Source organism: Colwellia sp. M166, from assembly GCF_024585285.1.
Lineage (GTDB): Bacteria > Pseudomonadota > Gammaproteobacteria > Enterobacterales > Alteromonadaceae > Cognaticolwellia.
The window spans coordinates 3,319,139-3,346,069 of the sequence record NZ_CP040755.1 but is presented as its reverse complement, the minus strand read 5'-3'; the positions used below and the strand labels follow the sequence as shown (position 1 = coordinate 3,346,069).

General features: G+C 38.1%; 19 protein-coding genes. 10 read left to right on the top strand and 9 right to left on the bottom strand.

Features of this window, described 5'->3' with window-relative positions; genetic code table 11:
* The 8 genes from FGD67_RS15055 (at position 1) to FGD67_RS15020 (ending at position 10,788) form a co-directional block, all read left to right on the top strand.
* Positions 1-2,151 (top strand): MtrB/PioB family decaheme-associated outer membrane protein, encoded by a 2,151-nt coding sequence (locus tag FGD67_RS15055; RefSeq protein WP_257171933.1) that lies wholly within the window; start codon positions 1-3, stop codon positions 2,149-2,151.
* Between the two features lie 330 nt (positions 2,152-2,481).
* Positions 2,482-3,090: a hypothetical protein gene (locus FGD67_RS15050; RefSeq protein ID WP_257171932.1), complete on the top strand. Its 609-nt coding sequence runs from the start codon at positions 2,482-2,484 to the stop codon at positions 3,088-3,090.
* A gap of 11 nt (positions 3,091-3,101) precedes the next feature.
* The gene (locus tag FGD67_RS15045) at positions 3,102-3,695 is read left to right on the top strand and encodes a hypothetical protein (protein WP_257171931.1); all 594 of its coding nucleotides are present in this window, start codon (positions 3,102-3,104) and stop codon (positions 3,693-3,695) included.
* Positions 3,696-3,814: 119 nt separating this feature from the next.
* Positions 3,815-4,804 carry a prenyltransferase gene (locus tag FGD67_RS15040; protein ID WP_257171930.1) on the top strand — a complete coding sequence of 330 codons (990 nt, stop codon included), beginning with the start codon at positions 3,815-3,817 and terminating at the stop codon, positions 4,802-4,804.
* Positions 4,805-4,860: 56 nt separating this feature from the next.
* Positions 4,861-7,191, top strand: coding sequence for a TonB-dependent receptor (locus tag FGD67_RS15035; protein WP_257171929.1), 2,331 nt, complete (start codon positions 4,861-4,863; stop codon positions 7,189-7,191).
* A 61-nt stretch (positions 7,192-7,252) separates the two neighbouring features.
* Positions 7,253-7,999, top strand: coding sequence for a fumarate reductase cytochrome b subunit (locus FGD67_RS15030; RefSeq protein ID WP_257171928.1), 747 nt, complete (start codon positions 7,253-7,255; stop codon positions 7,997-7,999).
* A gap of 3 nt (positions 8,000-8,002) precedes the next feature.
* Entirely contained in the window at positions 8,003-10,000 is a 1,998-nt protein-coding gene (locus FGD67_RS15025) for a fumarate reductase flavoprotein subunit (RefSeq protein ID WP_257171927.1), read from the top strand.
* On the top strand, positions 10,000-10,788 hold the full coding sequence (locus FGD67_RS15020) for a fumarate reductase iron-sulfur subunit (protein WP_257171926.1): 789 nt from the start codon (positions 10,000-10,002) through the stop codon (positions 10,786-10,788). Before FGD67_RS15025 ends, FGD67_RS15020 begins: the two co-directional genes overlap by 1 nt.
* Before the next feature lie 88 nt (positions 10,789-10,876).
* Here the strand turns inward: FGD67_RS15020 and FGD67_RS15015 are convergent, their stop codons facing one another.
* The 5 genes from FGD67_RS15015 to FGD67_RS14995 all read right to left on the bottom strand — a co-directional run bounded on the left by FGD67_RS15015 (position 10,877) and on the right by FGD67_RS14995 (position 18,961).
* Complete coding sequence (locus tag FGD67_RS15015) at positions 10,877-14,053, bottom strand: efflux RND transporter permease subunit (RefSeq protein ID WP_257171925.1); 3,177 nt, start codon at positions 14,051-14,053, stop codon at positions 10,877-10,879.
* A 2-nt stretch (positions 14,054-14,055) separates the two neighbouring features.
* The gene (locus FGD67_RS15010) at positions 14,056-15,414 is read right to left on the bottom strand and encodes an efflux RND transporter periplasmic adaptor subunit (protein ID WP_257171924.1); all 1,359 of its coding nucleotides are present in this window, start codon (positions 15,412-15,414) and stop codon (positions 14,056-14,058) included.
* Positions 15,407-16,720, bottom strand: coding sequence for a TolC family protein (locus tag FGD67_RS15005; RefSeq protein ID WP_257171923.1), 1,314 nt, complete (start codon positions 16,718-16,720; stop codon positions 15,407-15,409). Before FGD67_RS15005 ends, FGD67_RS15010 begins: the two co-directional genes overlap by 8 nt.
* Positions 16,721-16,753: 33 nt before the next feature.
* Positions 16,754-18,469: an HD domain-containing phosphohydrolase gene (locus tag FGD67_RS15000; RefSeq protein ID WP_257171922.1), complete on the bottom strand. Its 1,716-nt coding sequence runs from the start codon at positions 18,467-18,469 to the stop codon at positions 16,754-16,756.
* A 195-nt stretch (positions 18,470-18,664) separates the two neighbouring features.
* Positions 18,665-18,961 (bottom strand): hypothetical protein, encoded by a 297-nt coding sequence (locus tag FGD67_RS14995; RefSeq protein WP_257171921.1) that lies wholly within the window; start codon positions 18,959-18,961, stop codon positions 18,665-18,667.
* A gap of 267 nt (positions 18,962-19,228) precedes the next feature.
* On the opposite strand from FGD67_RS14995, the gene FGD67_RS14990 reads away from it, so the two are divergent.
* Positions 19,229-19,417 (top strand): hypothetical protein, encoded by a 189-nt coding sequence (locus FGD67_RS14990; RefSeq protein WP_257171920.1) that lies wholly within the window; start codon positions 19,229-19,231, stop codon positions 19,415-19,417.
* Between the two features lie 212 nt (positions 19,418-19,629).
* On the opposite strand, the gene FGD67_RS14985 is transcribed toward FGD67_RS14990, so the two are convergent.
* Together FGD67_RS14985 and FGD67_RS14980 are read right to left on the bottom strand one after the other, a co-directional pair.
* Positions 19,630-20,331, bottom strand: a complete 702-nt coding sequence (locus FGD67_RS14985) for an ABC transporter substrate-binding protein (protein ID WP_257171919.1) — start codon at positions 20,329-20,331, stop codon at positions 19,630-19,632.
* A gap of 386 nt (positions 20,332-20,717) precedes the next feature.
* Positions 20,718-23,375 (bottom strand): TonB-dependent receptor, encoded by a 2,658-nt coding sequence (locus FGD67_RS14980; RefSeq protein WP_257171918.1) that lies wholly within the window; start codon positions 23,373-23,375, stop codon positions 20,718-20,720.
* Between the two features lie 301 nt (positions 23,376-23,676).
* Between FGD67_RS14980 and FGD67_RS14975 the strand changes: the two genes are divergently transcribed.
* Positions 23,677-24,381: a UTRA domain-containing protein gene (locus tag FGD67_RS14975; protein ID WP_257171917.1), complete on the top strand. Its 705-nt coding sequence runs from the start codon at positions 23,677-23,679 to the stop codon at positions 24,379-24,381.
* Between the two features lie 123 nt (positions 24,382-24,504).
* On the opposite strand, the gene FGD67_RS14970 is transcribed toward FGD67_RS14975, so the two are convergent.
* Positions 24,505-24,768, bottom strand: coding sequence for a hypothetical protein (locus FGD67_RS14970; protein ID WP_257171916.1), 264 nt, complete (start codon positions 24,766-24,768; stop codon positions 24,505-24,507).
* A 32-nt stretch (positions 24,769-24,800) separates the two neighbouring features.
* Entirely contained in the window at positions 24,801-26,654 is a 1,854-nt protein-coding gene (locus tag FGD67_RS14965; protein WP_257171915.1) for a 2Fe-2S iron-sulfur cluster-binding protein, read from the bottom strand.
* Positions 26,655-26,931 lie beyond the last annotated feature (277 nt).

The following is a 26,931-nucleotide window of genomic DNA, read 5'->3' as shown; positions in this document are numbered from 1 at the left end:
ATGAATAAAGCTGCCTACAGTTCACTCTTTAATAGCGTCACGCTTGCTATTTTTATTTGCTTTACAGCAACTAGCTTGGCAAAGGATTTTCGTTTACAAGATGCCAATACCAAAAAGCTCAAAAAAGAAAAGTGGCTTTGCAAATATTGCCCTAGCCATACTCAGTCAAAAGCAAAAATTGCTGTTAAGCTATCAAATAACTCTGAAGATAATGGCCACTTTTCAACCATAACAGGTGAAAAAAAAGACGGTAGTTACGCTTATCTTGATGCTGAACTATCTCAAAGAGCTTCAGATAAATATTATAAAGCTAGCGCCAAAGATTTAGGCAAAGATAATAGCAATCTTGCTTTATCAGCAGCAAAATCAAAAAGTTATAAAGTTTCCTTAAATTACCAGAGTCTTGATCAGTTTGGTTATGCGCAAGGCCTAACACCATTTACCAATGTAGGTAGTGACTCGTTGCTTTTGCCCGCTGACTGGCAACGGGTAGCAACGACCACTGAAATGTCTAATCAGCAACTTTCACAATTTGACCAACAAATAGAAAGAGAAAATTGGCAATTGGCAGCAGAAGCTGATTTTAGCAATAATTGGCAAGGTTATATTGATTATCAACAACAAGATAAACAAGGTTTACGTACCACCAGTGGCAACATTATCACCAAAGCTGTTATTTTGCCGACCGCGATAGACCAGCAGCATAAGCAACTGGATGCCGGTAGTTATTATCAATATGACGCTGGCACATTATTAGTTAATTATTATCACAGCGACTTTAATAATAAGCGCACAGCAGTAAATTGGCAGAGTCCATATAGCCCTTTATTCGGTGCTGCCAATAGTGGTCAATTATCTACTGCACCTGATAATAAGTTGGATCAAATCAGTATTTTTGGCAATTACCGCGATAATAATTTGACCCTGCAAGCTCGATTAATTTATGGCCAACTCACACAAACCGATGATTTTTTAGCTTATAGTTCAAATGATTTACTGGCAGTTAACGGCTTACCCACCACGGGTTTAGACGGTAAAATAAATACTTTTTCAACACATTTAAAAGCCCTATACAGAACCGATAATAACTGGCGTTTAACGGCTAACTATCGGCTGCAAGACCGTGACAATAAAACACAAACTAATACTTACCAACAGCTATTAACTGACAGTGTTGTTTTGCCGGACTTGATTACTAATAAGCCCTACAGCTTTAAAAAAGAAAACCTGACCATGGAAGCACAATATCGTTTTACCCTTCGCTCTCATTTATCTATGGGCTGGCAGTTAACGAAAAGAGAACGTAATTTACAAGACAGAGAAAACACCAATAATAAAAAGTTTTGGTTTAAAGTTTCCAGTCATTTTGCGCCATTTAATAAAGTTTTTGTCGAATTATCGAAACAATTTCGCGATGGCAGTAGTTATGACCGCATTGAGCAAACATCGCCGATTAACAGCGCATTGGCAATGCAAAAATATAATCAAGCAGACCGGACTCGAGAACAAGCCAAGGCTTATTTATCTTTTAATCCCTTTAGTAATAATTCAAACAATGCCCTGATCAGCACTGAAATCGCTATTGAAGGTTATTTCGCCCGCGACCAATATCAAAACACGGATATAGGCTTAATAGAAAATAAACGTAACGGTATTGATCTTGCTGTTAGCACACAATTATCAAGGCATATTTCAATCGCCGTTTATAGTCATAACCAATGGCAAGAAAACCTCAGTCAAGGCAGTTACTGGTTTTATGATATCGACTGGTTAAGTCGTCAAGATGATAAATCTGATAGCTTAGGAATAACCCTAGCGGCTGAAAAACTTGCTGACGGCAAGTTAAGCTTAGGTGCCGATTACACTTATTCCTATGCAAGCGGCCTAACACAAATTGATTCACTGTCACTAAACTCCAGTGACCGTCATAAAGAACTGGTGATCAATTCCCAAGATATCAAGTTATATGCAGATTATGAATATTCAGAACAAGTAAGCTTAAATTTTAGTTTATTTTATCAAGCATTTAGCGAAGATGATTGGCGTGCAGAATATGATATAGATCACATGATCAACGTACTTGGCAATGGTTTCTACAACTATGACTATGATGCATACAGAGTCACCACTGCAGTGACTTATCAGTTTTAAAAGCTATCGCTATTACCGGTTAAATGAATATGATGCACTTTCATTATCGCTATTATTTTCGTGCTCTTCAGCGGCTAATTATTTAGCTTAATAAATAGCCGCGACGTGGGTTGATAAAAATCATAACGAATTGATTTATAATGTTATAGATTAAATTAACCTTGATAGGTAATAGTTTATCATTGAGTAAATTCATTTAATCGAGCAGGGTTAAAGAGTATAAATATGCCTTTTATCACTTTAACTTGTGTTAAATCAAATCAACTTTTCTCACCCTGTTTATAATAAATGTACATCTTATATCTCTTCAATTTTACATAGGGAGTAGTAATGAGTTACCCCGCGAAAATTATACAAATGGCAGGATCTGCTCGCTCTATAAATGCGTCATTCATGCCAGTAACACTCGATGAAAAAACTTATAATGCTGACATTTATGCGCTTAATTATGCCATTTTATTATTCAGCCGTAATTTAGCAAAAATTGATATCTCGATTAGCCAAATTTTCACCCAATTTTCGCGTTCATTTTTGCTTAATTTATTAAATACGCCTGTAGAAGATATTAAAAAAATTGCCAACCATTCACTATTGATGTTTAGGCTTGAAAAAAGCAATAACTCGATGCTAAATTATTTTTTTAATACTGCGTCAATTGAAGTAAGGAACATTAAATCAAAGCAAAAATTACAACTATTTTTATTACGAGAAGCAGCGCGAAATGATATCAGTACTGCTCAGCTAATCTCAGGTTTAAGCGTCGACGAGTTAATCTTATTAGCTAATCAATCCAATGACGAAATTACCAAAACCTTACTTGATAATCATCATATTTATGTTTACCGAGGTACAGAGTCCGCATTAAAACAATCACTTATCATGCCAGAATCAAATAATGCCCAAATGATTTCATTCACAAAGCTCCTACTAGGAAAATGAAGAACTTGATTATGAAAGTAACAACAGAAAGTTTATTACAGGCCAAAACATTGATTACTTTTGGTTTGCGCCCCCAACAAGTAAAAATGCTTACCGGCGTCACTGAGTCTCGTATTGGTGGTTTAACAAAAGAGATCATCGATGACGGTACAAAAATCGCGACAAAAGGCTCTCTATCAGCCAATAAAATATTAAGAACAAAAAATCATTTTAGACAATTTTCTTTATGGATGACTATCTATAAAGCTATTTTAAGCTCGGAATATGATTTTCAAAGAAAAGCGCTAAAAACGCCTTGGTATTCGAATATCGACAGTAATATTCTGATAAAAACACAAATTATGTTTCTCAATATATTAGACGCTGAGTTCAATATTGAGATCACAGAGACTGCGGTTATCGACCTTGCCGAATGTTTAAATATTTTAACTGAAATTTCGACCAAAGAAAGTACCTATATCGTCACTTGCCCGGACTGTGGTGTTGACTATGTCATTGTTGAGTCAAGTAAACAAACCGACAATTGTCCCTTTTGCCATGAACGGAGCTATGAAGCAGAAAGAAATCGGATCGAATTGATTTTTGATAATCGGATGAAAGCTTAGTTAACCGCTATGTAACAACAAGAAAACGTCGATTGAAAAAGTGCATTTATTGCTATAAACGCGCTAGAAAAATACACAAACGCTTAATATAAACACTATACATTTAAAGAGGATTTAGTATGTCACAAGCCATTTGGCTGCAAGCATTAAAAACAGTACCACAGGTTGATAAAACACAGTGGGATAGTTTTGGTATATTTACTCGTTGGTTAATTGCCGCACGATTTTCTGTCACTCTCATGACATTTAGCTCGGCAATTATTGGCATACTTATCGCGCTAAGTCATGGTGCCATTGCTGTGGGAGTATCAATATTATGTGTTGTAGGTTTGGTACTTGCCCATGCAACCAATAATTTACTCAACGATTACACTGACTCAATTAAAGGTGTAGATAAAGGCAATTATTTTCGCACTCAATACGGCACCCACGTATTAGAAGGTAAATTGCTCAGTAAAAAACAATTGATGAGCTATATCATTGTTACCGGTTTATTAGCAATATTTTGTGGCGCAGTGATCATCTATTTTCGCGGCGTTGAAGTGCTCTGGTTAATGCTCATCGGGGCCTTTTTTGTACTGTTTTATACTTGGCCCTTAAAGAAACTTGCCTTAGGCGAATTGTCAGTTTTACTGGTTTGGGGACCCTTAATGGTCAGCGGTACATATTTCGTTGCCAGTGGCGAATGGAGCATAGCATCGGCGCTGATAGGTACCTTATACGCCTTGGCACCAACGGCGGTGATCTTTGGTAAACATATAGATAAAATAACCATGGACAAAAGCAAAGGCATTTACTCGCTGCCGGTATTGTTAGGAGAAAGTAAATCTAGAAAAGTTGCTCAAATCATCATGCTAAGCCAATACCTGTTAGCTAGTTATCTTTATATCAATGGCTATTTAGGCGTAGGGGTTTTTCTATTGCTATTAGTGTTACCAACACTACTACAAACCTGTAAAGTTTTTAATCAACCACGTCCGAGTAAAATGCCACAAGGCTTTCGCCAAGAAGTATGGCCTTTGTGGTTTGCTCCTCATGCTTTTCAATACACCAGGCGCTTCAGTTTATTTTTCTTATTAATGTTAGTCGTTGAAAATATTCTCGTTTAGCATAATTTTTCAGAAATATACCATTAAAAGTTAGTCAGCTATAAAGGAAAAGCTCAATGGGTCAAACGTCAACAAGGAGATTAACATTACCATTATTTGTAATCTCGACATTAAGCGCAGCAGTATCGGCGTACCAAGCACCAAAACTGCCAAAGGTGAAAGATAACAGCGCGCAAAACAACAGCATAGAAGTGATCACCGTTACCGCACAAAAACGTGTTGAAAATATTTTACAAGTCCCAATTTCAATCACAAGTTTGAACAGTGACAGTATGACTAAAACAGGCATACGCCAATTAAATGAAATTGCCGAATTTGTGCCCAATTTAACCATGACCACTACCAATGATTTTTCTTCTAGTATCTCAATACGTGGGGTTGGCTCAGCCAGCCGCAATATTGGTTTTGATGCTAGGGTTGGACTTTATTTAGATGGCGTTTATATCGGACAATCACCGGCACATAATCAAGATTTATTAGATTTGGAGCGTATTGAAGTACTGCGTGGCCCTCAAGGCACGCTATTTGGTAAGAACAATGTCGCTGGAGCAATCAACCTTATTTCCAAAAAGCCAACGGATGAATTTTCCGGTGCTGTCGGCTTCTCTATCGGCAATTATGACTTACAACAATATACAGCCATGTTTAATACACCGCTTGGTGATAATGTCGCGGCGAAGTTTAGTTTTAATCAATATCAACGCTCAGGTTTTACCGAAAATATTAGCACTGGAAATTGGTTAGATGCGCAAGACAACTACGCATATCGAGGACAAATAAAGGCAACACCTTTTGATAACCTTGAAGTGAATTTTTCTTTTGATCGCTTACGTTCAGAGCGGTTGTCATTTGACGGTGAGCCCATTACCAACACCTTAGGTAGTGCTAAAAACTCGGAAGTTGTCGCACGCAACAAGGTCAGTTTTGATGTTGACCCTAATGAAGACAGAGATATTAAAGGAGAGATACTGACCATAGACTGGGACATAGCTAATAACTATTTTATCAAATCAATTACCGGCCATCGTGAAGTTTATCTAAATTATATTAACGACTTTGACTTTTCCAATGCCGCTGTTTCCTATTTAGATTACCTTGATGACTACAGCCAATGGAGTCAAGAGTTTCAATTGATTTCACCTGAAGGCGATTTTCAATATGTCGCAGGTTTGTATTACTATCAGCAAAACGCCGACACCAAAAGATTACCAACCGTGGGTGATGAAACACTTGCTCTTTTTACTGGCGTGCCACGTAGTACTTTTGAAGCCGGTGCAGCCTTAGGCGATCCTAGCTCAATTGCGATGTTATCGGCATTTCAGCCTGGTGTGCTCAGTACGGTCGGCAATGTTGAAACAGAGAGTTTTGCAACATTTTTTAACAGCAATTACCGTTTCAATGAGGCCTTTACCTTAGACTTGGGCTTTCGTTTTTCTAGTGAAGAAAAAAACGTTGATTGGACAGTTTCAAGCATAGATCCCGCTACTGGCATCCCCGTTATTCCCATTTTTAATTTAGCCAATGGTCAAGTCATTGATAAAAGACGCGATAACGATTTTTCGCCGTTAGTATCGTTAAACTATCGCCTGAACGAGCAGGTTAATACTTACCTGAAGTACGCAACAGGATATAAAAGTGGCGGTTATAATGTTGATTTTTTAACTCAGGCACAACTTGACGCCGGCATAGAGTTTGATAAAGAAACCGTCACAAGTTACGAAATCGGCCTTAAGGGACATTTGTTAGATCAACGTATAACGTTTAGCAGTGCGCTTTTCTACTCAAGTTATGACGATTATCAAATCAATCAGCTGATTAACCTTGATGCGGGTACAACAGCCTTAAGTATCCGTAATGCTGCACAGGTAGAAACACGTGGTTTAGAGTTTGATTTAACCTATCGGCTTACTCCCGATTTTCAGCTTAATATTGCCTTAGGCTTACTTGATGCAGAATTTACAAAATTTCCCGCAGGCGGCAGTAACGGTGAAGACCTGTCAGGCGAAAAGTTACCGGGGGTGTCCGATTATACCTTCAATATCAGTGCCCAGTATTATTATCCCTTACCCGCACTTAACGCAGAACTGTCCGCTACGCTAAGTTATAACTATCAGGATGATTACAATACCGATCTTGATGGCTTATCACAAATCACGCTTGCCAATGGTGAGCTGCTTGCTATCGGGCAGGTTAACGGCTTTGGCGTTATGAATGCCAGTGTTGGATTAGAACCCTTAGACAATGGTATAAGCGTTTTTTTATGGGTCCGAAATCTGACTAACGAAGATAACGCTATTATTTTGGGTGAAAAGAGCTTTTTTGGCACCCGACGTAATGTCTATTTAAATCCACGAACCTTTGGGCTGAGTGCAAAATATAGCTTTTAGTGACGGGAAAATATTGCGCTGAATTCGGGGCAATAATAAGCTTATAAGGATTGAATTTTACATGATAACTAAAATCAACCGCTGGCCGGCCAGATTAGACTTAATGCAAAGTGGTAGCGGTTTAATCCTAGCGTTATTTATGTGGGCACATATGTTTTTTGTTTCAAGTATCTTAATTAGCCATGATGCTATGTACTGGGTAGCAAAAATGTTTGAAGGTCAGCCACTGTTTGGAAAATCTTATCCTTGGCTAGTATCGATTGTGGCTTTAGTTATTTTCAGCTTAATTTTTATTCATGCCGGCTTAGCCTTAAGAAAATTTCCTAGTAAAGAGCAAGAGTTTAGCGCGTTTAAAGCGCATTTACAGCGATTTAAACATGCTGATACCTATTTATGGTATATACAAATGCTAACCGGATTTCTATTGTTTTTTCTGGTCACGATTCACTTGTATCAGCTGATGTTTCACCCAGCAGATATTGGCCCCTACGCTTCTTCAGATAGAGTATGGTCAGGTCGAATGTGGCCGTTATATTTAATATTACTTTTTGTCGTCGAAATTCATGCCGGTATTGGCTTATATCGCTTAGCCATGAAGTGGGGTTGGTTTGTTGGTAAAGATATTAAAAAAGGTAGAAAACGACTACAACGACTAAAATGGGCCCTGACACTATTTTTCCTCACCTTAGGTTTAGTCACACTGCTAGCCTACATTAAAATTGGTTATCAACACGCTGATAACGTCGGTCAGAGGTACCTTCCTGCTGATAAAACCTTGTCAGAATCTACCAAAAAATTGCCGGAATAGACCATGAAAATAATACATACAGACGCGTTAGTTTTAGGGGGTGGATTAGCCGGATTAAGAACCGCCATTGGCATAAAAAAACGCGGCCACGAGGTTATTACACTTAGTTTAGTGCCGCCCAAAAGATCGCATTCGGCAGCGGCACAAGGTGGTATGCAAGCAAGTTTAGCCAATAGTGTACAAGGAACAGGTGACAACGAAGACCTACATTTTATTGACACCATCAAAGGCAGTGATTGGGGCGCAGATCAACAAGTAGTTCGTATGTTTGTCGACACCGCACCAAAAGCCGTTAGAGAGCTTGCCGCATGGGGTGTACCGTGGAATAGAGTACAAAAGGGTGACCAACAAAGTGTTATAGACGGTAAACAAGTGCTTTTAACCGAAGCTGAAAACGCCCATGGGCTAATTACGGCAAGAAACTTTGGCGGCACACAAAAGTGGCGAACTTGTTATGTTGCAGATGGCACCGGTCATTCAATGTTATATACCATGAGTAATCAAGCCATAGCGAACGATATTCCTGTGCACGAAAGGATGGAGGCATTATCACTAATTCATGATAAAAAACGCTGCGTGGGGGTAATCGCTCGCAATCTTATTTCAGGTGAACTTGTCGCTTATATTGCCAAAGCCACTTGCATTGCCACTGGAGGTTTCGGCCGCATATACCGCGCAACAACTAATGCACTGATTAATGAAGGTATAGGTGCAGCACTCGCCTTAGAAACGGGGGTTGCTGCGCTTGGTAATATGGAAGCCATACAATTTCATCCAACGGCGATATTTCCTGCTGGAATATTGGTAACCGAGGGCTGCCGAGGAGATGGCGGCTTATTATTAGATGTCAATTTACATCGTTTTATGCCTGATTATGAACCGGAAAAGAAAGAACTCGCCTCACGTGATGTGGTTTCTCGCTGGATGGAAACCCATATCGCAAAAGGTTACGGAGTAAAATCAAGGTTTGGCGAGCACCTATGGCTGGATATTCGATTACTTGGCGAACACCACATCAATACAAAATTACGTGAAGTAAAAGAAATCTGTCAATATTTTCTTGGTATAGATCCCGTGAAAGAGCTTATTCCTGTGCGACCAGCACAACATTATTCTATGGGCGGCATTAGGACAAACCACCAAGGACAAGCTCCTAGCCTGCTAGGTTTATATTCGTGTGGTGAAGCGGCTTGTTGGGACCTGCATGGTTTTAATCGCCTAGGGGGAAATTCAGTTGCTGAAACAGTAGTCGCTGGCATGATAGTAGGTGAATACATGGCTGATTTTTTAACAAGTGATGAAAGCAATATCAATATCTCAAGCTCACTGATCACTGATTTTCACCAAAAAGAACAAAACAAACTCACAGCTTTTCATCATCCAGATAACACAGAAAACCCTTTTGAAATTATGCATGAAATGCAAAATATTATGACCAATAATGTCGCTATCTTTAGAAATAAAACGCAGCTTGATGAAGCGATAACACAATTAAAAGCATTACACATCAGAGCTAAAAAAATTCGTGTTCAAACAAAAGTTAAAGGCACAAATCCAGAATTAGTGGCAGCATATCGCGTACAAAAAATGTTAAAACTTGCGCTTTGTACTGCCTATGGTGCACTGCAAAGAGAAGAGAGTAGAGGCGCCCATAACAGAGCTGACTTTCCGCTGCGAAATGACAAAGAATGGTTAAATCGTACGCTCGCCACATGGCCTTCAGAGCAAGATGAACTGCCAACACTAGATTACGAGGCAATCAAGGTAGAAACCATGGAAATGCCGCCAAATTGGCGTGGTTATGGGGCAAAAGACAGAATTGAACATCCTGATACCCCTGTTCGGCTTGAAGAAGTCGCCAGCATAAAAAAAGCACAGCCGATAACCACAAACAATACAGCTCAAACCAAAGACATTTTACAAAAAAAATTGATGCCCTATAAGCACTTGCTTCCTGAAATATTCAGGGGAAAAAATGCTCGACTATCGGATGAAGACTAATGACAGCCAATAAACTACCTGCCAATAACAAGGGCTCAGATAGCATTGCTATTACTGAACTCGAGACACCGCGATTATTAACATTCAATATTTTCAGGCACAATCCTGCCGATGAAAATAGCCAAGTTCATCGTCAAAAGTACCTGATTGAAGAAGCGCCATCGATGACATTATTTATCGCACTCAACGAAATTAGAGCAACGCAAGACCCAAGCTTACAATTCGATTTTGTTTGCCGAGCAGGAATTTGTGGCAGTTGTGCAATGCTCATCAACGCAAAGCCTGGCTTAGCCTGTCGAACGTTAACAAAAGATCTGCCCGATATCATCAACTTAGCCCCCTTGCCCGGTTTTAACTTAATTGGCGATTTAAGCGTCAACACGGGCGAATGGATGCGCGGCATGTCAGAAAGATTGGAAACATGGATACATTTACAAGAAGAATTAGTCGATCTCAGTAAAATAGAAGAAAAAATGGCACCTAAACTGGCCACAGATATCTATGAATTAGAGCGCTGTATAGAATGTGGCTGCTGTATTGCCGCATGTGGTACTGCACAAATGCGAGAAAGTTTTATTGCTGGCGTTGGCATAAATCAAATCGCTCGATATAAACTCGACCCTAGAGATAAGCGCACAGACGCTGACTATTATCAGGTAATAGGAACAGAAAACGGCGTCTTTGGTTGTATGACTCTGCTTGGTTGTGAAGATACTTGCCCGAAAAATTTACCTTTAGCACAACAGATTGCCTACATGAGAAGAAAAATGGCATTGGTAAAAGACTAAAGCCATTTACCAATGACAGCAAATATAAAAAGTGCCTTAACTGTATTAAATACAGCGAAGGCACTTTTATTGGCCTACTACTAGTAACCTAGCTCGACGTTATTTCTTGAGCCAAAGAAGGTTTTCTTGCTTTTGCCGCTTCTTGAAACTGTAAGATATAACTATAAATTACTGGTAAAACAAGCAGATTCAAAATCAAAACGGTTAACATTCCCCCTAACATTGGTGCGGCAATTCTGTGGGTTACATCAGAGCCTGTAGAACTGCTCAACATAATTGGAATTAAACCAACCATAGTTGAGATCGCCGTCATAGCAACAGGGCGAACGCGTTTTGACGTTGCAGATAACACCGCATCTTTAATTTCATTTACCGAAAGAGCTTGCTTACTTTCCGCTCGGCGTATCACCATTTCACGATCAATAAAACTTAATACTAAGACACCTATTTCAGCAGCCATACCGGCGAGCGCAATAAAGCCAACCGCAACCCCTACTGACATATTGTAGTTGTTGAGATAAACCAACCAAATGCCACCAACCAAAGCAAAAGGCATAGACATCATAACAACAACAGGTTCGATCACATTACGAAAGTTAAGGTAAAGCAAGAGGAATATGATAAACAATGTCGCTGGTGCCACAATACTTAATCGTTCTGCTGCTCGCTCCATATACTCAAATTGTCCAGACCAAGTCACGGTATAGCCTGCAGGAATGTTAACTTGTTCCGCTAAGACCTTTTTAGCGTCACGAACAAAGCCGCCAATATCTGAACTGGCAATATCAACATAAATCCACGCGTTGGGACGTGCATCCTCACTTTTTATCACCGGTGCTCCACGTCGGTAAACAAGATCTGCCACCATAGCAATAGGTATTTGTGTGCCGGTTGGTGTTGAAATTAACACCCGCTTCAGATTTTCTAAATCATCACGAAGTTCTCTCGGGTAACGTAAGTTCACTGGATAGCGCTCTAAGCCCTCAACTGTTTCAGTGATATTCATGCCACCAATAGCACTTTGAATAACATCTTGCACTGCCCCCACTGTTAGGCCATAACGAGCCGCTTCGACCCGATCAACATCAAAGTCAAGATAGTAACCACCTACAGTGCGATCACCAAAAGCGGACGTCGTTTCTGGTAATCCTTTCATGGCTTGTTCGATATCTTTAGATACCTTTTGCAACACAGTTAAATCGGGACCAGAGACTTTAATGCCTATCGGGGTTTTTATCCCTGTCGATAACATATCTATGCGAGTTTTAATTGGCATAGTCCAAGCATTGGCTACGCCAGGAAAATTTATCGCTTTGTCCATTTCAGCCATCACTTGCGTGGTGGTTTTATCTGGATCTGGCCACTCTTCCTTCGGTTTTAAGCGAATGGTTGTTTCTATCATAGATAAAGGTGCGGCATCGGTGGCAGATTGTGCTCGACCTACTTTACCAAAGACGTGATGAACTTCAGGGAAAGTTTTCAAAATTTTATCACTTTGCTGCAAAAATTCTTTTGCTTTGGTGATCGAAATTCCAGGAAATAAGGTGGGCATATAAAGAATATCACCCTCATCTAATGGCGGCATAAACTCACTACCTAATTTTGAATAAGGATAATAAGTAACGGCCAGCAAGGCGACTGCTAACACCAGTGTCATACCACGAAATTTCATCAAAAATGTCAGTGCTGGAGTATGTAACTTATGTAAGACACGGTTTACTGGGTTTTTATGCTCAGGCATGATTTTTCCGCGCAAGAAGTAACCCATCATAACGGGCACTAATGTAACGGCTAATATTGCAGAGGCCGCCATGGCATAGGTTGCGGTAAATGCTAGAGGGCTAAATAATCGACCTTCCTGTGCTTGCATGGTAAAAATAGGTAAGAATGAAACGGTGATCACTAATAATGAAAAAAACAGTGCTGGCCCGACTTCCCTACTACTATCACCAATAACCTTCCAACGTTCATCATTGCTGAGTTCTCGGCCTTTTTCTTCACGCGCTTTTGCTAAGCACGTATGGGCATTTTCTACCATAACAATGGCGCCATCGACCATAGTACCAATCGTGATAGCAATACCACCAAGCGACATAATATTGGCATTTAAACCTTGTAAACGCATAACAATAAACGCCATCAAAATACCTAACGGCAAGGTAATAATGGCAACAAATGCTGAGCGCGCATGCAACAAGAACATGATAACCACTAAACTAACAATAGCGAGTTCTTGCATCAGTGAGGTGTTTAAGCTGTCTACTGCGCGTTCAATAAGATCGCCGCGATCATAAACACTTACAATTTCCACCCCTTCAGGCAAACCGGCCTTAAGTTCCTCCAATTTTGCTCGTACGCCTTGAATGGTTGCTAACGCATTCTCGCCAAAGCGCATAATAACAACCCCACCCGCAACTTCACCTTCGCCATTAAGGTCAACAACACCACGACGCAATTCAGGCCCTATATGCACATGGGCAATATCTTTCAGACGAATGGGGATCCCATCTGCGGTTACCGCGACGGGAATAACATTTAAATCTTCAACTGATTTTATATAGCCTTTACTGCGTACCATATATTCGGTTTCAGCCAGTTCAATTAAACGACCACCAACATCTTTATTGGACATCTTTATTGCCATTTTCACTTTGTTAAGTGGAATGTTATAACGTGCAAGAGCACTCGGATCGACATCAACTTGGTACTGTTTAACAAAACCGCCCATTGAGGCGACCTCAGCAACACCATTAACGGTTTGCAAGGGATAACGCAAATACCAATCTTGCAGTGAGCGCAATTGTGCTAAATCGTGCTGGCCTGTTTTATCAACTAAAGCATATTCATAAACCCAGCCAACACCGGTAGCGTCGGGACCGAGTGTCGGTGTTATACCTTGAGGCAACCTGCCGCTAACATAATTTAACGATTCAAGTACTCGTGAGCGTGCCCAATACATGTCGGTATTATCTTCAAAAATGATGTAGACAAAAGACATACCGAAAAAGGAATAACCCCGTACCACTTTCGTGTTGGGCACCGCTAGCATAGAAGTCGTTAATGGGTAGGTCACTTGATCTTCAACCACTTGCGGTGACTGCCCAGGAAATTCTGTAAAGACAATAACTTGCACATCAGAAAGATCGGGGATGGCATCCAAAGGAGTGTTTTTATAAGCAAAAAGTCCCACTAGAGTAATAATGATGGCTGCAAGTATCACCATAAACCGATCTTTGAGCGAAGCTGAGATGATGGCTTCAATCATAATTATTGCTCCTTAGCCTTTAATTCATCAACGTTTGGCATATCCATCGCTGGCATCTTATTTTTTTCTGCATTTTTTTTCTGTGTTTGCATCAACATTTTTTCTGTTGCTTCACGTAGAGATGACTCTGAATCCACCATAAATTGTGCAGACGTAACCACCTCTTCTCCGGCGCTTAAGCCAGAAATCACCGCAACTTTACCGCTTGACTCAACTCCCAAGGTAACAATTCTCGGCTCAAATTTTCCGGGCTCTTTAACAACAAAAACTTGTGAGCGTTCTCCAGAACGAATAACGGCTTGGGCAGGAATGACAATGGCATCCTCCTTAACATCAGAATAAATATTTACTTCTGCAAACATATCTGGTCGCAGCAATTTATCTGGATTATCAAAAATAACCCTGACTTTGGTACTACGTGTTTTTGACTGAGCATAAGGATAAATATAACCTAAACGTCCTTTGAATTTTTTACCCGGAACACTGGCTAATGTCATTTCGACTTCATCACCTACTTTTATCCAAGGTAATTCATACTCATAAATATCGGCATAAACCCAGACTTGGCTCAAATCAGCAATCATATACAATTCAGTTTTAGGGGTAACATATTGCCCTTGTCTTGAGCCTATGCGCGTAACGGTGCCCGCAACAGGAGTGTGGATATGTAATTGTTTTTTTATTTTCCGAGTTTTTTCTAATTCTTTAATTTGATGTTCTGGCACATCAAGCAACACTAGCCGCTCTCTGGCACTATCAACCATTGTTTTCGCGCCGTTTCTAACATCTTCAAATGGGCTTGCTTCAAGTGCCTTAAGACTATTTAAGGCAAGTAAATACTCTTGTTGTGTTGACACTAATTTAGGCGAATAAATACTAACTAGCACATCATTTTTTTGCACTGTTTCACCAGTTTTATCAACTGTTACTGTTTCAATCCAGCCTTCAGTTTTAGGGTGTAAACGCGCCATTTTCTGCTCGTCAAAGTCAACTCGTCCAGAAGCACGTATTGTTCGGCTCATTGACTCTTGTTTTGCAAAAGAAGTTCTCACCCCGATATTTTGTACCACAGTCGGATCAATTTTCACCGTGCCCATTACGGCATTACTATCTTTTTCTTCGGCATAAACAGGGACGTAATCCATTCCCATTGAATCTTTAGCTGGGACCGGCGAAGTCACTGTCGGATTCATTGCGTTACGATAGAATAAAGGCGTTTCTTTACCTGCTGCAGCACCTTGCTGTTGTGGTGCATTTACAGTAGTTAACGTGTTGTTATTTTCATAGTCAAAAAGTATATATCCGACGCCAACGCCAACACTTAGCATAATAATTGCGGTGGCTAATGTAGATTTATTCATAAATAGATTCCTTGCCGATAGAAGCTTGTAAACTTGCTAATGCTTGATTGCTTTGTGAAACTGCTTGCCAATACTGTAATTCATAATTAAATAACGTCACTTGGCTACGAACTAAATTTAAAAAATCAACTTCGCTAACTTGATAACCAGCCAACATTGACTGTACGGTTTGCCTAGCCTGCGGTAATATCCCGGTGGTAAATAAAGATAATTGCTCTGTTGAACGACTATATTTAGTTAAGCTGCTAGCAATATCTGCTCTTACTTGATTCATTTCATCGCGATAGGCATATTTCGATTTAAATTGTTCACCTATTCGCTGTTTAACTTTGTATGACTGTTTTGTACCGGCATATAATGGCAATTTAATGCCTAACTTGATTGAAAAAAGATCGGCTCGCTCACCTGCCATTAAAGGCGAATTTTGTCCTGTTCTATCACCATAAGTTACTCCAACGATAAAATCGGGAAAGTATTCTCGCTCAGCCAAGTCAAGTTTCGATTTAGCTGCTAACACTAACTGTTTATGTTTTTTTAACACCGGACGAAACTTGTTAGCCAACTGATATAGCTGTTGCTCTGGCAGCACTTTTCTGCTCAGTAAATTAATCTCTTCAGGTAAAGTTATAAGACTTCGTGGCGCAATATTCATTAAAATATTCAGCCGAATTAATTGTTCATCTCTTAAGGCATTAATTTGAATTTTCTTATCAATTAATTTTGATAGCTCTAGTTGCGCTAATAATACATCTTGTTGTAATCCCTTGCCGGTAGTGTATTTGGTTTCTGCTACCTCAATAAATTGCCTCAGTAGAGCTTGGTTTTTATCGACGGTTACGATTGCTCTGTCTAAATAAAACATTTGCCACCATTTATGACTAATATTTTTTGCTAACAACAATCGCATTTCTGCCACATCAAAATAAGCAGCTTTTGCTTCAAACTCAGCAGCCTCTGCTTTTAAACTTAACTTGCCTGGAAAAGGTAATGCTTGTGAAAAACCAATTTGTAATTGCGTCATTCCCTCTTGGTTACGTTCAAAGCTATCGGTTGGAAAACTGACCGCCCCTAAACTTAATATTGGATCGGCTAATGTTCCCACCTGTGAGGGTATGTTTTTCAAAGCCTCATACCGTGCCTGCATTTGCGCTAAGTTAGGGTTACCTTCCAATGCTAGCGCTATGGCACTTTGCTCAGTCAGTATCTCAACGCTATCAGCATTATTTTTATTTAGCGGTTTAGCTGATAGTTGCAGGGAGAACAATAATAATATTGACATTATCAATATACGATTTATCATTTGCATATTCATTATCCTATTGAAATATATAAAATTAAATTACGCCTTGGTTCCTACAAGACTCTCTAACTCTTTAATGCTTATTGGCTTTCTGTTTTTCAAATTTACATAGCAAGTTGAATACAATAAGCATGTGCCTTGTACTTCATTGCGTAAAATATTATCTTTTTGAGATGAATTAATTCTATTGTTAAGCAATAAAATAAAGTCATCGCCAAACAATCTAAAAACAAGCTGATTTTTTCCTATTGCCTGTAGTGTACTTACTATTTCTTGTAATTTTTCATCACCTTTTTCCCAGCTATTTTGGGCATTATATTGTGTAAAATTATGTACTTTAATTAACAGCGCATATTTATATTTAGCTAACTCATGCGGTTGTTTTGTTAATAAAAGTTCTAAATATTTTTTATTATAAGCATGTGTCAGGTTGTCTTTATAAAAATAAGAAAAACGCTCGTGCTGTAAATCAGATTCAGGTAATTGAGCTACCTTATCGTCTATATTTACTTTTGATAATACGACAATTGCAGACTTTACAATCACAGGATTAAACTGATGACCACTTAATTGCGATATTTCTGCTATGGTTTCTGAGACTGTTTTTCTTGCCTTATATATCCGGTCTGTCGTCATAGCATCAAAACCATCAGCGACAGTTAGAATTTGAGACAAAAAAGGTATTTGATCCCCTTTTAGAGCTTGAGGGTAGCCTGAGCCATCATAGTATTCATGATGATGACGAACTATCTCCGCAATATCCTTGTAAATAGAGACTTTAGAGAGTATTTCATAACTTGTCGTCACATGATTTTTTATGATCTTGTACTCTAATTCGTTGAGCTTTCCTGGCTTAAGTAATATCGAATCTGGAGTCGATATTTTCCCAATATCATGCAACATCGAGGCCCGATAGAGTAAATCTTTATTGAATTGAGATACCTTTAAATGATTAGCAATTAAACTTGCATATTTGGCGACTCTTTGCGTATGTCCAGCAGTATAACTATCTCGTTTTTCAATGATATCGACAAGATTATAAATACTTTCTTCATAGTTTCTTAACCGTCTAGCTAAGGCACTACTAGCTTTTTTGTAGCCATAAATAATTGCCGCTAAACCTAATAGCCAAATAACGAAAATACTTCCTACCATATTCCATATATGTGAATATGACTGAGACAATTCTGTCGATATGGCAACTGATACAAATATTCCGCCAATGTATTGCTCAATATTTTTGATATTAAATAATTTGCAAATAGCGCATTCATTATTCATGACTATAGGTTCGAGCGCTCTAACAAACTCCTCTTTACCTACTTCATCAATAAATAACCCCGCTTCACCACTTGTCATCAATTGTTTAATGAAAATATTTTGCCAATTTTCAAGCTTATAATTGTCAGTTTGAAAATTTAAGTCTTTTTTTACTAAAATTAAAAACACCTCTGGGGAGCCAACATCCATTTGAACTAAAATCATCTTTTCATTTAGTTTTTGACGGTTTTTTTCTCCACCAATTTTTGCAATATCTTTAACAATATTTCTTTCCAGCACCGGGCTATTCTTTACTAACCAATCTGATATTGTTAAGAAATATGTAATAACTGCACTAGCCTCTTCTGTGGCTCTTTTTTTGACATTCTCTTTAGAAGAAAAAAATAAATCCGAGGCCAAAGCAGCTGCTATAATTGTCCAGACAAAAAAGACTATTAACGCTATTCTTTTTAGAGTCCCTATCCTTTTAAGCATTCTGTAAGCTCCTATCTACGTGTACGTTCATTTCTAAAGATAACGAAGCTTTGTCGATATAAACGCCCCAGCTAAAAATTCTCGGCGAATAAATGCTTGCCGTCAAAAATCACGACGACACCAATTAAGATACTAACAAAGACATAGTTGAAAATTCAACTTTTTATAAATATTTTAAAACAGTTCTATTAGGTGCTATGACAATATTGGCGGGCGATATAAATTTGACAAAGGCTGTGATAGATAAGCCTTGGTTGATTTGTGAGTGATCTGTTGAATAACGGAGAAATAACTGGCTAATTCATGCTCTGATACCATCGTTAAGTTAACTTGAGATACTAAATTAGCACTGCAGTCACAATCAACACATTGACAGTTGTTCATTGAAGAGTCTGTTTTTATACTATCAACAACTTGATTATTCACTTTTTTGTGCTGATGAATATGGGGAATATCTGTAGATAATGCAGAAGTAGAGGTTATGTTATGCACGGCCATTGCTTGGCATAAATGCATCGGTTTCGCGAACACCGGTCCATTTACAAACAAGTATATAATCATATTTAATAACAAAACGATTCTTGTACGCATTACAGCTATAAAGTCCCATAGTTATCCCATCTACTGGTTAAAGTATAACGGCTATGCTAATAGTATAATTTGATATAAATCAAATTATACTGCTACAACGGTATTTATAATGACTTATTCTAGGGGGGATTGTGATGTAAATCATTTTATACCGCTATAGAGGTGCTTATGATGGATTTAATAACGAAAGATTTTGATATAAATCAAATTACCTTGTTGTGGTTATTCATGATGAGCTCTTTCACTGTTAGCTTAATTTCGGCTGGCAAATTGCTAACTGGCTTTGCGGTCACTGTTATTGAAGTAACTATTGCATTAAAGACAAGAGTTTTTATTTCTGCATACAAAACCAGCTAAAGAACTGCTGGCTAATAACCGCCGTGCGCTATCACTATTTTTCAATGCCTGATGAAATTGCCTTTAAGTTGTGCAAGGTGCGGACTGAGCGAGAGCAAGATTCAGTAGCGGTGGGGTTGTTGCTTAAAATGACGAGGCTTCACAACATTCGCGGTGATTAAAACACTTTTATCTCGAACAAAATTTAACCGTAAAACATCAGTAGGCCTTAATTAATATTTAATTTTTTTTGCTGTATTAATCATTTCTTCCATCTGATCAGTTCCTTCTATTTCATCTATGTATGCATTAAGATCGTTCACGAATGATTGCCAATTACTGGCAAATGCCATAGTCACTTCGATGTTAAATATGGGTTTAGATGAACGATACAATAAATCATTTTTAAATATATTATCGATTAGCCAATCAGCTGTATGCTCATTTATTAAGGTAACATCACATCGACCTTTTAACAGCATTTTTAACATTGACTCATCACTACTACTATCAATGCGAATAGATTTTTCTTCCTCAAACAATTTTGGTAATAAAGGATATTCTGAATAAGTATAGGAACGATGAGTACAAATACGTTTGCCAATTAAATAGCTTTCAAAATTTATTTTGTTATCTAATACTTTTGTACTAAAAAAATAATAGCCAAATTTTAAAAAAGGCTTGGTGAATAAAAAATTACTTGGGTTGACCAACCATTCTTTATTCATTAATGAACCATCTAGTTTATGCTGTGCTAAATACTCTTCTACTCTTCCTGAAGGCACGTGGAGATAAACAATTTCTATATTTGATTCTTTAGTTACCTTATTTAAAAAACTAGGAATAATCCCTTCAAAGTTTAATCCATTATCTGGAGAAGACAGAAAAATAGAACTATCTATGTCTTTCGCTTGAAAAATTAATGTTCGAGTCATAGAAAAGCATGACTGCGACAATAACAAGGTAAAAATCAAACCGTATGATCTAATAAACATCAATATTTTATAACCCATAAAAACTTTAAACTGTACCCAATAAATCTTATTGATTCAAATAAAAAAAGCTTGTCACCCAGGAAGTGTGACAAGCTTTATACTAGCGGTTGTTGCTCTTTCGCTTTAGAGCTCTGCTGCACTTGAAAAGTTGGCAATCGAGGTGCTTCATATAATCTTTGGTTGTTCCAATTGCATATTAAGCACGGCTTACACTAAGTACCTACGTCCTGTAGCCAACAAAAATTGCCACTTTTCAAGGCAAGCCAAGGGCCTATGGCTAATAGCAGAGACTAAAATGAAAGATCAACAGCCCCTAACAACAACTATTAAAAACGGTAAGACATTTTAGCAAAACCTCTGCGGCCTAATAAATCATAAGTCATGACATCGGTATTAGCATCATTCCAAGATGTTAAATAAGGCGCCTTTTTATCAAATAAATTATCAATCCCCATTGAGACTGTTAGTGAATCATTTAGCATGTAAGAAGCTGATAAATCTGAATAAGTAATTGATTCAACTGATTTTCCTAAAGGATCAAAATCACCACCGTTTACATCATCTGCACCACCAATATAACGCATTGAATAGGTAGCTATCCAATCATCAGATATCAACGAGAAGCTAAAATTACTACGCCATTGGGTGTAACTACCTTGATCTTCTGTGATAAAGCCTACTTTATCAATTGTAGGTTGACCAGCAAAAGGGGTACTTTCATGGGTTAATAGACGTGTAACATCTAAGCTAGTTTTTGAATCAAGTCCAAATAACTTGGTTTTGTAAATAATATTAAAATCTACACCACTAACTTTTTCAAAGGCTGCATTTACCGGTCTTTGATTAAGCTCGATAACTTGTTTTGTCACAGGATGACGAGAAAAAGTATCACAAAATTGTGAATTTCCTTGTGGATCTTCATAACATAATTTCAGCATATCTGAGCCATTTACCGAGGTAATTGAGTCTTCTATTTCAATATTAAAATAATCTAACGTTGTGGATAGACCATCAACAAATTTTGGCTCCCACACAATACCTACAGTAGTAGTATCAGCAAACTCAGCACCTAACTCGGGATTACCGCCAACACTGGTTAACACGGTTGTGCCATCTTGTACAAAATTGGCAGGCACACCGTCAGCTAAACAGTTTGTTGCGATTGCATCTGAGGCATTCTCACATGGATCGATTGTCCGTAGGTTTTCACCGTTGGTACCGCCAAATAACTCGGTAATAACAGGCGCACGAAATGCTGTTGATTGAACACCTCGTATCATCAAAGCATCATTAACTCTCCATGTCACACCTAATTTATAAGTAGACTCAGCGCCAACAGTACTGTAATCAGAATAACGCATTGCCATTTCTGCAGTTAAACTTTGAACAAAAGGCATATCAGCTAATAATGGAACAGATAGTTCAACAAAAGCCTCTGTTACATCGTAACTACCATTGATTGGATCTTCATCACCGTTAGCCAGTACCGTTGAATCTGGATCTCGCCAGCCTTTTTCTGTGCGTGACTCTACACCCGCAGCAAAACCAACAATTCCGGCTGGTAATTCAAATAAGTCACCATATAAATTCGCGGTCCATGTACGCATTTCATTACCACCAGTACCTTCGCGGCGATATTTTACATAATCGATAACATTTTGATCAAGTTGATTGACACCAAACCAATTACCACAAGGAATGCCATTGCTATTATCATAAGTACATATACTTTCATCTAATGTTTGCGCAGCCTTTGAGGGATCAATATCAAAAGTCCATCCATCTGTGCCCGTATTACGGCCATAATTATAAGCGGCATCCCAACCCCACCCATTATCAAACTCTCCTTCTAAACCAATAACAATCCTAATGGTATCCGTTTCTTGAAAAAAGAAAGGTGCACCTAATTCAGTATTTCTTCGGCGTTGAAACTCTAAATCTTGTCCTGTTGGATTATAATCAAAATCGGAAGACACCGTTATACCAGCAAAACCATTACGAGGTGTTACTATTTGCTCACCTTTACGTTTTGTATACATGGCTTCTGTAAATAAGCGCACTGAATCATTAACTTCATAGTTAACAAAACTTGAAACATTAATACGTTCCATTGGGCTAACGGCATTTAAGTAGGGGATATAGTCAAAACCATGTTCTGCACTATTATATGGGCCATAAGCCGTCGGATTATTTTCATCTTGACTAAATTGTACTTGGCTACCATCAGCTAACAGTGCTCTACCACCTTCAGTTGTGGAACTACCGAAACATTCAAATGTACCCGCTTCTGTGCCAAACTTAGGACAATCGATTCGATCTGATTGACGAACAGCTTCTGTATTAGTGTAATTTAAACTTAGTACCGCATTGCCTCGATCAAAATTCCCACCTAAGGTAAGGTTAATATCCTGATTTTCACCATCATTTTCATCGGTGATACCTGCTTTTACATTTAGCTCAGCACCGTCAAATTCTTTTTTAGTGATTATATTTACCACACCCGCAACAGCATCGGCACCATAGATCGCAGAGGCGCCATCTTTAAGTACTTCAATACGCTCGATCATTGAAGTAGGAACCATATTTAAATCAACAGAGCTGTTGGCACCAGTTCCACCACCAACCACACGACGGCCATTAAATAAGACCAAAGTACGTTTAATCCCCATGCCACGAAGGTTTACTTGTGCTGTACCATAACCACCACTAGTCCAATAGGCATTAGTTGCGTTACCTGCTACACCTGCTGAAAATGACATTTCTTGAAGAAGATTTTCAACATTTGAAATACCAGACATGCTTATGTCAGCTGCGGTAATAACAGAAACAGGGCTAGCTGACTCCATATCTGCCCTTTTAATTTTTGAGCCGGTTATTTCTATGCGTTCAACATTTTCGTCTACGGCTTCTTCTGCACTGGCAAGCGTAGGGATAAAAGCTACTCCTGCTATCAGTAATGCATTAGTAATATGAGAGTGTTTCATTATCATTCCTTCATTATTTTATAGTGAGTTATAATTTAGTTTTTTTATTATTAGCTGTATTTTATAACGTATAAAACCGGTATATACAACAATTATTTCATCCTAATAATTGTTTAAATCGAGATAAGACTTGATAAAAACTCTGTAGAATATGTTATGTTAAATAATAACAACCCATAGCGGTATATACCGCCAGTTAATACAATGTTAATGCAGGGTTAATCAAAAGTAACTACAATGCTGATTAATTACACAATCGTAGTAGTAATTTGATATTTACAAGAAATATAGAAGAAAAAATATGGTTCAACCTAAATACAGACTTATTGCTGACTTTATTAAAGATAAGATAGAGTTAATGATGTGGCCAGAAGGGTTTAAAATACCTTCTGAAACTGATTTAGCCACTCAGTTTTCAGCTAGCCGCATGACGGCAAGAAAATCTATTGATGAACTGGTGTTAAAAGGATTATTAAAAAGGGTTCCAAGCGTTGGTACCTTTGTAGAAGCCCCTATAGCTCAAAGCTCTTTATTAGAAATAAAAAGTATTTCAAATGAAATAAAATCTAGAGGGCATATACATCGCATGACGGTACTAAGCAAATTAACGTTAATACCTAACGATAAATTAGCTTTAAAACTTGGATTAACATCACAAAATAAAAAAATTTTTAAAGTTATTATTATTCATTTTGAAAATGAAACGCCCATTCAATTAGAAGAAAGGTACGTTAATGCAGAAAAAGTGCCTGAATTTCTAGAACAAAATTTTAACAAAATTACCGCTCATGAATATTTATCTTCTGTTGCTCCTTTAACTGAAGCTGAGATTTCTGTTGAGGCGGTTATGCCTACTAAAATTTTAAAACATAATTTACACTTACAAGAAAACATCCCCTGTTTAAAAGTTTCAAGAATGACACTATCTAATGAACAGCCTATTAGTTTTGCGACTCTATATCATCCGGCTGATAAATATAAACTAACAAGTGTCATATATGTATAACATCAGTTTGGCTTGGTGCATCTTGTAACTAGTTGATTCATAGTTTTATTCTTCAAATCACTCACTGTGTATTTTTCAGTAAAAAGTCACCTAACGCTGACGCTAGGTGACTATTTCGCTTATTTAATGGTTATGTCCGTTTTTACCATCTTGCTCTTTCATTTTGCTGTGATCCATTTTATCTTTGGACGCCTCAGCCTGCTTCATACATTTTTTCATCATGGCGACAGCAACCGGATCTTTCATATCCATTTTGCTGTGATCCATTTTGCTACAATCTGCTTTTTTTGCTTTTTTTACATGCAATTTGGGATCGTGTGCGGTTGCGGTTATTGATAAAGTGATGGTTGGTATTAATACTAATAACATTTTTACTAAATTTTTCATGGTTTTATCCTACTGTTTATTATTCAATTAGTTTATGAAAATGCATCAAAAGCAATTGCGCTTTCTTTCACACCATGCGCTTTTAATAACTTCATTGTTTCCGTCATCATGCTCTGAGGGCCACATAAATAAAATTCAATATTGTCAATATCATCCAAAATATCTATATTTAGCGCTAATATTTCTTGTGCATATCCTTGCGAACCTAACCACTCTTCATTAGGCTTAGATAGTACAGGGTAGTAGTGGAAATAGTCATTTTCTTCAGCTAACTGATAGAACTGTTCTGAGTAGAGCAAATCACATTCAGAACGCGCTCCATAGAAAAAGTGAATATTACGTACTTTTTCATTTAGATCATGACTGCTTTGCGCATCAAGCGCTAATTGCTCTTCAATGATTGATTTTAAAGGAGCCATACCTGAACCAGCGCCTAACATCACCATAGTTTTATTGTTGTTTTCTTTTACAAAAAACTCTTCAAATGGACCTAAAGCTTCAATGGTTTTACCTACACTGAGGTTACAAAGGTAACTAGAGCCTGCTCCAGGTAAGCTCTTATGATCTGGAGCTGTTTGAATTTTTATGGTAAAAACAAGTTCCTCGGTATTGATAGATGACTCAGCCAGCGAATAACTTCGTGTACACGCAAGATGCTCATATTCTAGATGCTCTATATGGTGCCAATGAGGCTTCAAATGTTCAGGCAAATTTAAAGGAATTGAGACCCCCTTTGCTGTGGGAATGAAAAAACGCATAAATGCACCGGCTTTGTATGCTAGTGCCTGTTCTGTTTCGAGCTTAAATCGTAACTCTTTAATAAAAGGACTAACAAAGCGACTAGACGATAAAACCAATGAATGTTTTTTCGCATCAGTAACATCAATTAATGTCATGTTTTCAACATCATTACTAAAATGTTGACAAGCTAATCGATAACCCTGCTGTAATTCTTTATCAGTAAAATGCAAATGATCGGCTGATGTAGATTTAACAATTGGATTTATCATTACTTTACAGCGACCACAAGTACCACCGCCACCACAGGTAGATGGTAAAGCAATATCATGTTCGATAAGGCCATCGAGTAAATTGGTATGATTTGATAAAGTAACGGTCCCTATACCTTTCTGGTTTTTATCAAATAGTTTTACACCTTGCTGTTTAGAAAAATATTTAATTTTATACTGTCCACGAAGCCCTAAATCAACAGTCCAAATTAAGCCTGTTAGTGAGAGCCATAAGGTAACGAATGCAAACAGGATAATTTGGATATTATTAAAACTGCCTTCATTGCCATAATCCATAAAATGCAACATGAAAAAGATATCGGCGAAGCGTTTGAGTTCATCACTATGACCAACAATTCTGCCAGAGCCTGCCTCAACATATACACTGGTATTGATATCATCATCAAAGTTGACTTGCCACGTCGCATTTTTTTGCTTCGGAAAATCGTCTAATGGATATTGTAATAGCTTAGCCGAGCTTACTACGCCGGGGCCATTATAGGATTGCTGAGCCAATTCACTGGCAAAGCCATTATCGATTGTTAATTTAATTCCCGTATAAGCATTAACTAGTGTGTAGTGATTTTCAAAATCCTCATATAATCCTTTTTGATGAGTAAGCAAATAATAAGGTGTTTCTAACAGTTGTATTGGCTCTAGCGAAATACTTGAGTTAAATTCATGCAACACCTCATTTGGCTCAACTAAACGTGCCCTATCTACTTCAACACTCTGCTGAGTATGACTCTTATAGGTATGTCCTGCTGATTTTGTATGATCCATCAAATTAAAGAAAATACCACTAAGTAGCCACAGTAAAAATTGAATACCAATAATGACCGACGCCCATTTATGTATCTGTCTAATTAAAGGCATTAGGTTGCTCCTCGGTTGTTGCTTTATCTATTGCTGTCGTTGTTTTGTCCGATTTGAACACTCTAAAATAAGTAAGAAATAGCCCACTAATCGCGGCAATAATTCCTAAGAAAGTAAACCAAAAAAGCAATGAGTTTGCTATGTCGCTTTCTTCATAGTCCATAACATGAAAACGAAACATCCAATCAAATAGGCGCCAGAAATCATGACGTTTTGCTAGTAACTCGCCACTCCGCGCAGAAATATAAAGCGATGGACTGCCCAAATCATCAAAATT

Coding starts and splice junctions, on each gene's coding strand:
- FGD67_RS15025 (WP_257171927.1), top strand. CDS start 8,003: ATGAAAATAATACATACAGACGCGTTAGTTTTAGGGGGTGGATTAGCC.
- FGD67_RS15010 (WP_257171924.1), bottom strand. CDS start 15,414: ATGAATAAATCTACATTAGCCACCGCAATTATTATGCTAAGTGTTGGC.
- FGD67_RS15040 (WP_257171930.1), top strand. CDS start 3,815: ATGTCACAAGCCATTTGGCTGCAAGCATTAAAAACAGTACCACAGGTT.
- FGD67_RS15035 (WP_257171929.1), top strand. CDS start 4,861: ATGGGTCAAACGTCAACAAGGAGATTAACATTACCATTATTTGTAATC.
- FGD67_RS14975 (WP_257171917.1), top strand. CDS start 23,677: ATGGTTCAACCTAAATACAGACTTATTGCTGACTTTATTAAAGATAAG.
- FGD67_RS14970 (WP_257171916.1), bottom strand. CDS start 24,768: ATGAAAAATTTAGTAAAAATGTTATTAGTATTAATACCAACCATCACT.
- FGD67_RS15045 (WP_257171931.1), top strand. CDS start 3,102: ATGAAAGTAACAACAGAAAGTTTATTACAGGCCAAAACATTGATTACT.
- FGD67_RS15020 (WP_257171926.1), top strand. CDS start 10,000: ATGACAGCCAATAAACTACCTGCCAATAACAAGGGCTCAGATAGCATT.
- FGD67_RS15030 (WP_257171928.1), top strand. CDS start 7,253: ATGATAACTAAAATCAACCGCTGGCCGGCCAGATTAGACTTAATGCAA.
- FGD67_RS14990 (WP_257171920.1), top strand. CDS start 19,229: ATGATGGATTTAATAACGAAAGATTTTGATATAAATCAAATTACCTTG.
- FGD67_RS14965 (WP_257171915.1), bottom strand. CDS start 26,654: ATGCCTTTAATTAGACAGATACATAAATGGGCGTCGGTCATTATTGGT.
- FGD67_RS15055 (WP_257171933.1), top strand. CDS start 1: ATGAATAAAGCTGCCTACAGTTCACTCTTTAATAGCGTCACGCTTGCT.
- FGD67_RS14980 (WP_257171918.1), bottom strand. CDS start 23,375: ATGAAACACTCTCATATTACTAATGCATTACTGATAGCAGGAGTAGCT.
- FGD67_RS15050 (WP_257171932.1), top strand. CDS start 2,482: ATGAGTTACCCCGCGAAAATTATACAAATGGCAGGATCTGCTCGCTCT.
- FGD67_RS15015 (WP_257171925.1), bottom strand. CDS start 14,053: ATGATTGAAGCCATCATCTCAGCTTCGCTCAAAGATCGGTTTATGGTG.
- FGD67_RS15000 (WP_257171922.1), bottom strand. CDS start 18,469: ATGCTTAAAAGGATAGGGACTCTAAAAAGAATAGCGTTAATAGTCTTT.
- FGD67_RS14985 (WP_257171919.1), bottom strand. CDS start 20,331: ATGACTCGAACATTAATTTTTCAAGCGAAAGACATAGATAGTTCTATT.
- FGD67_RS15005 (WP_257171923.1), bottom strand. CDS start 16,720: ATGCAAATGATAAATCGTATATTGATAATGTCAATATTATTATTGTTC.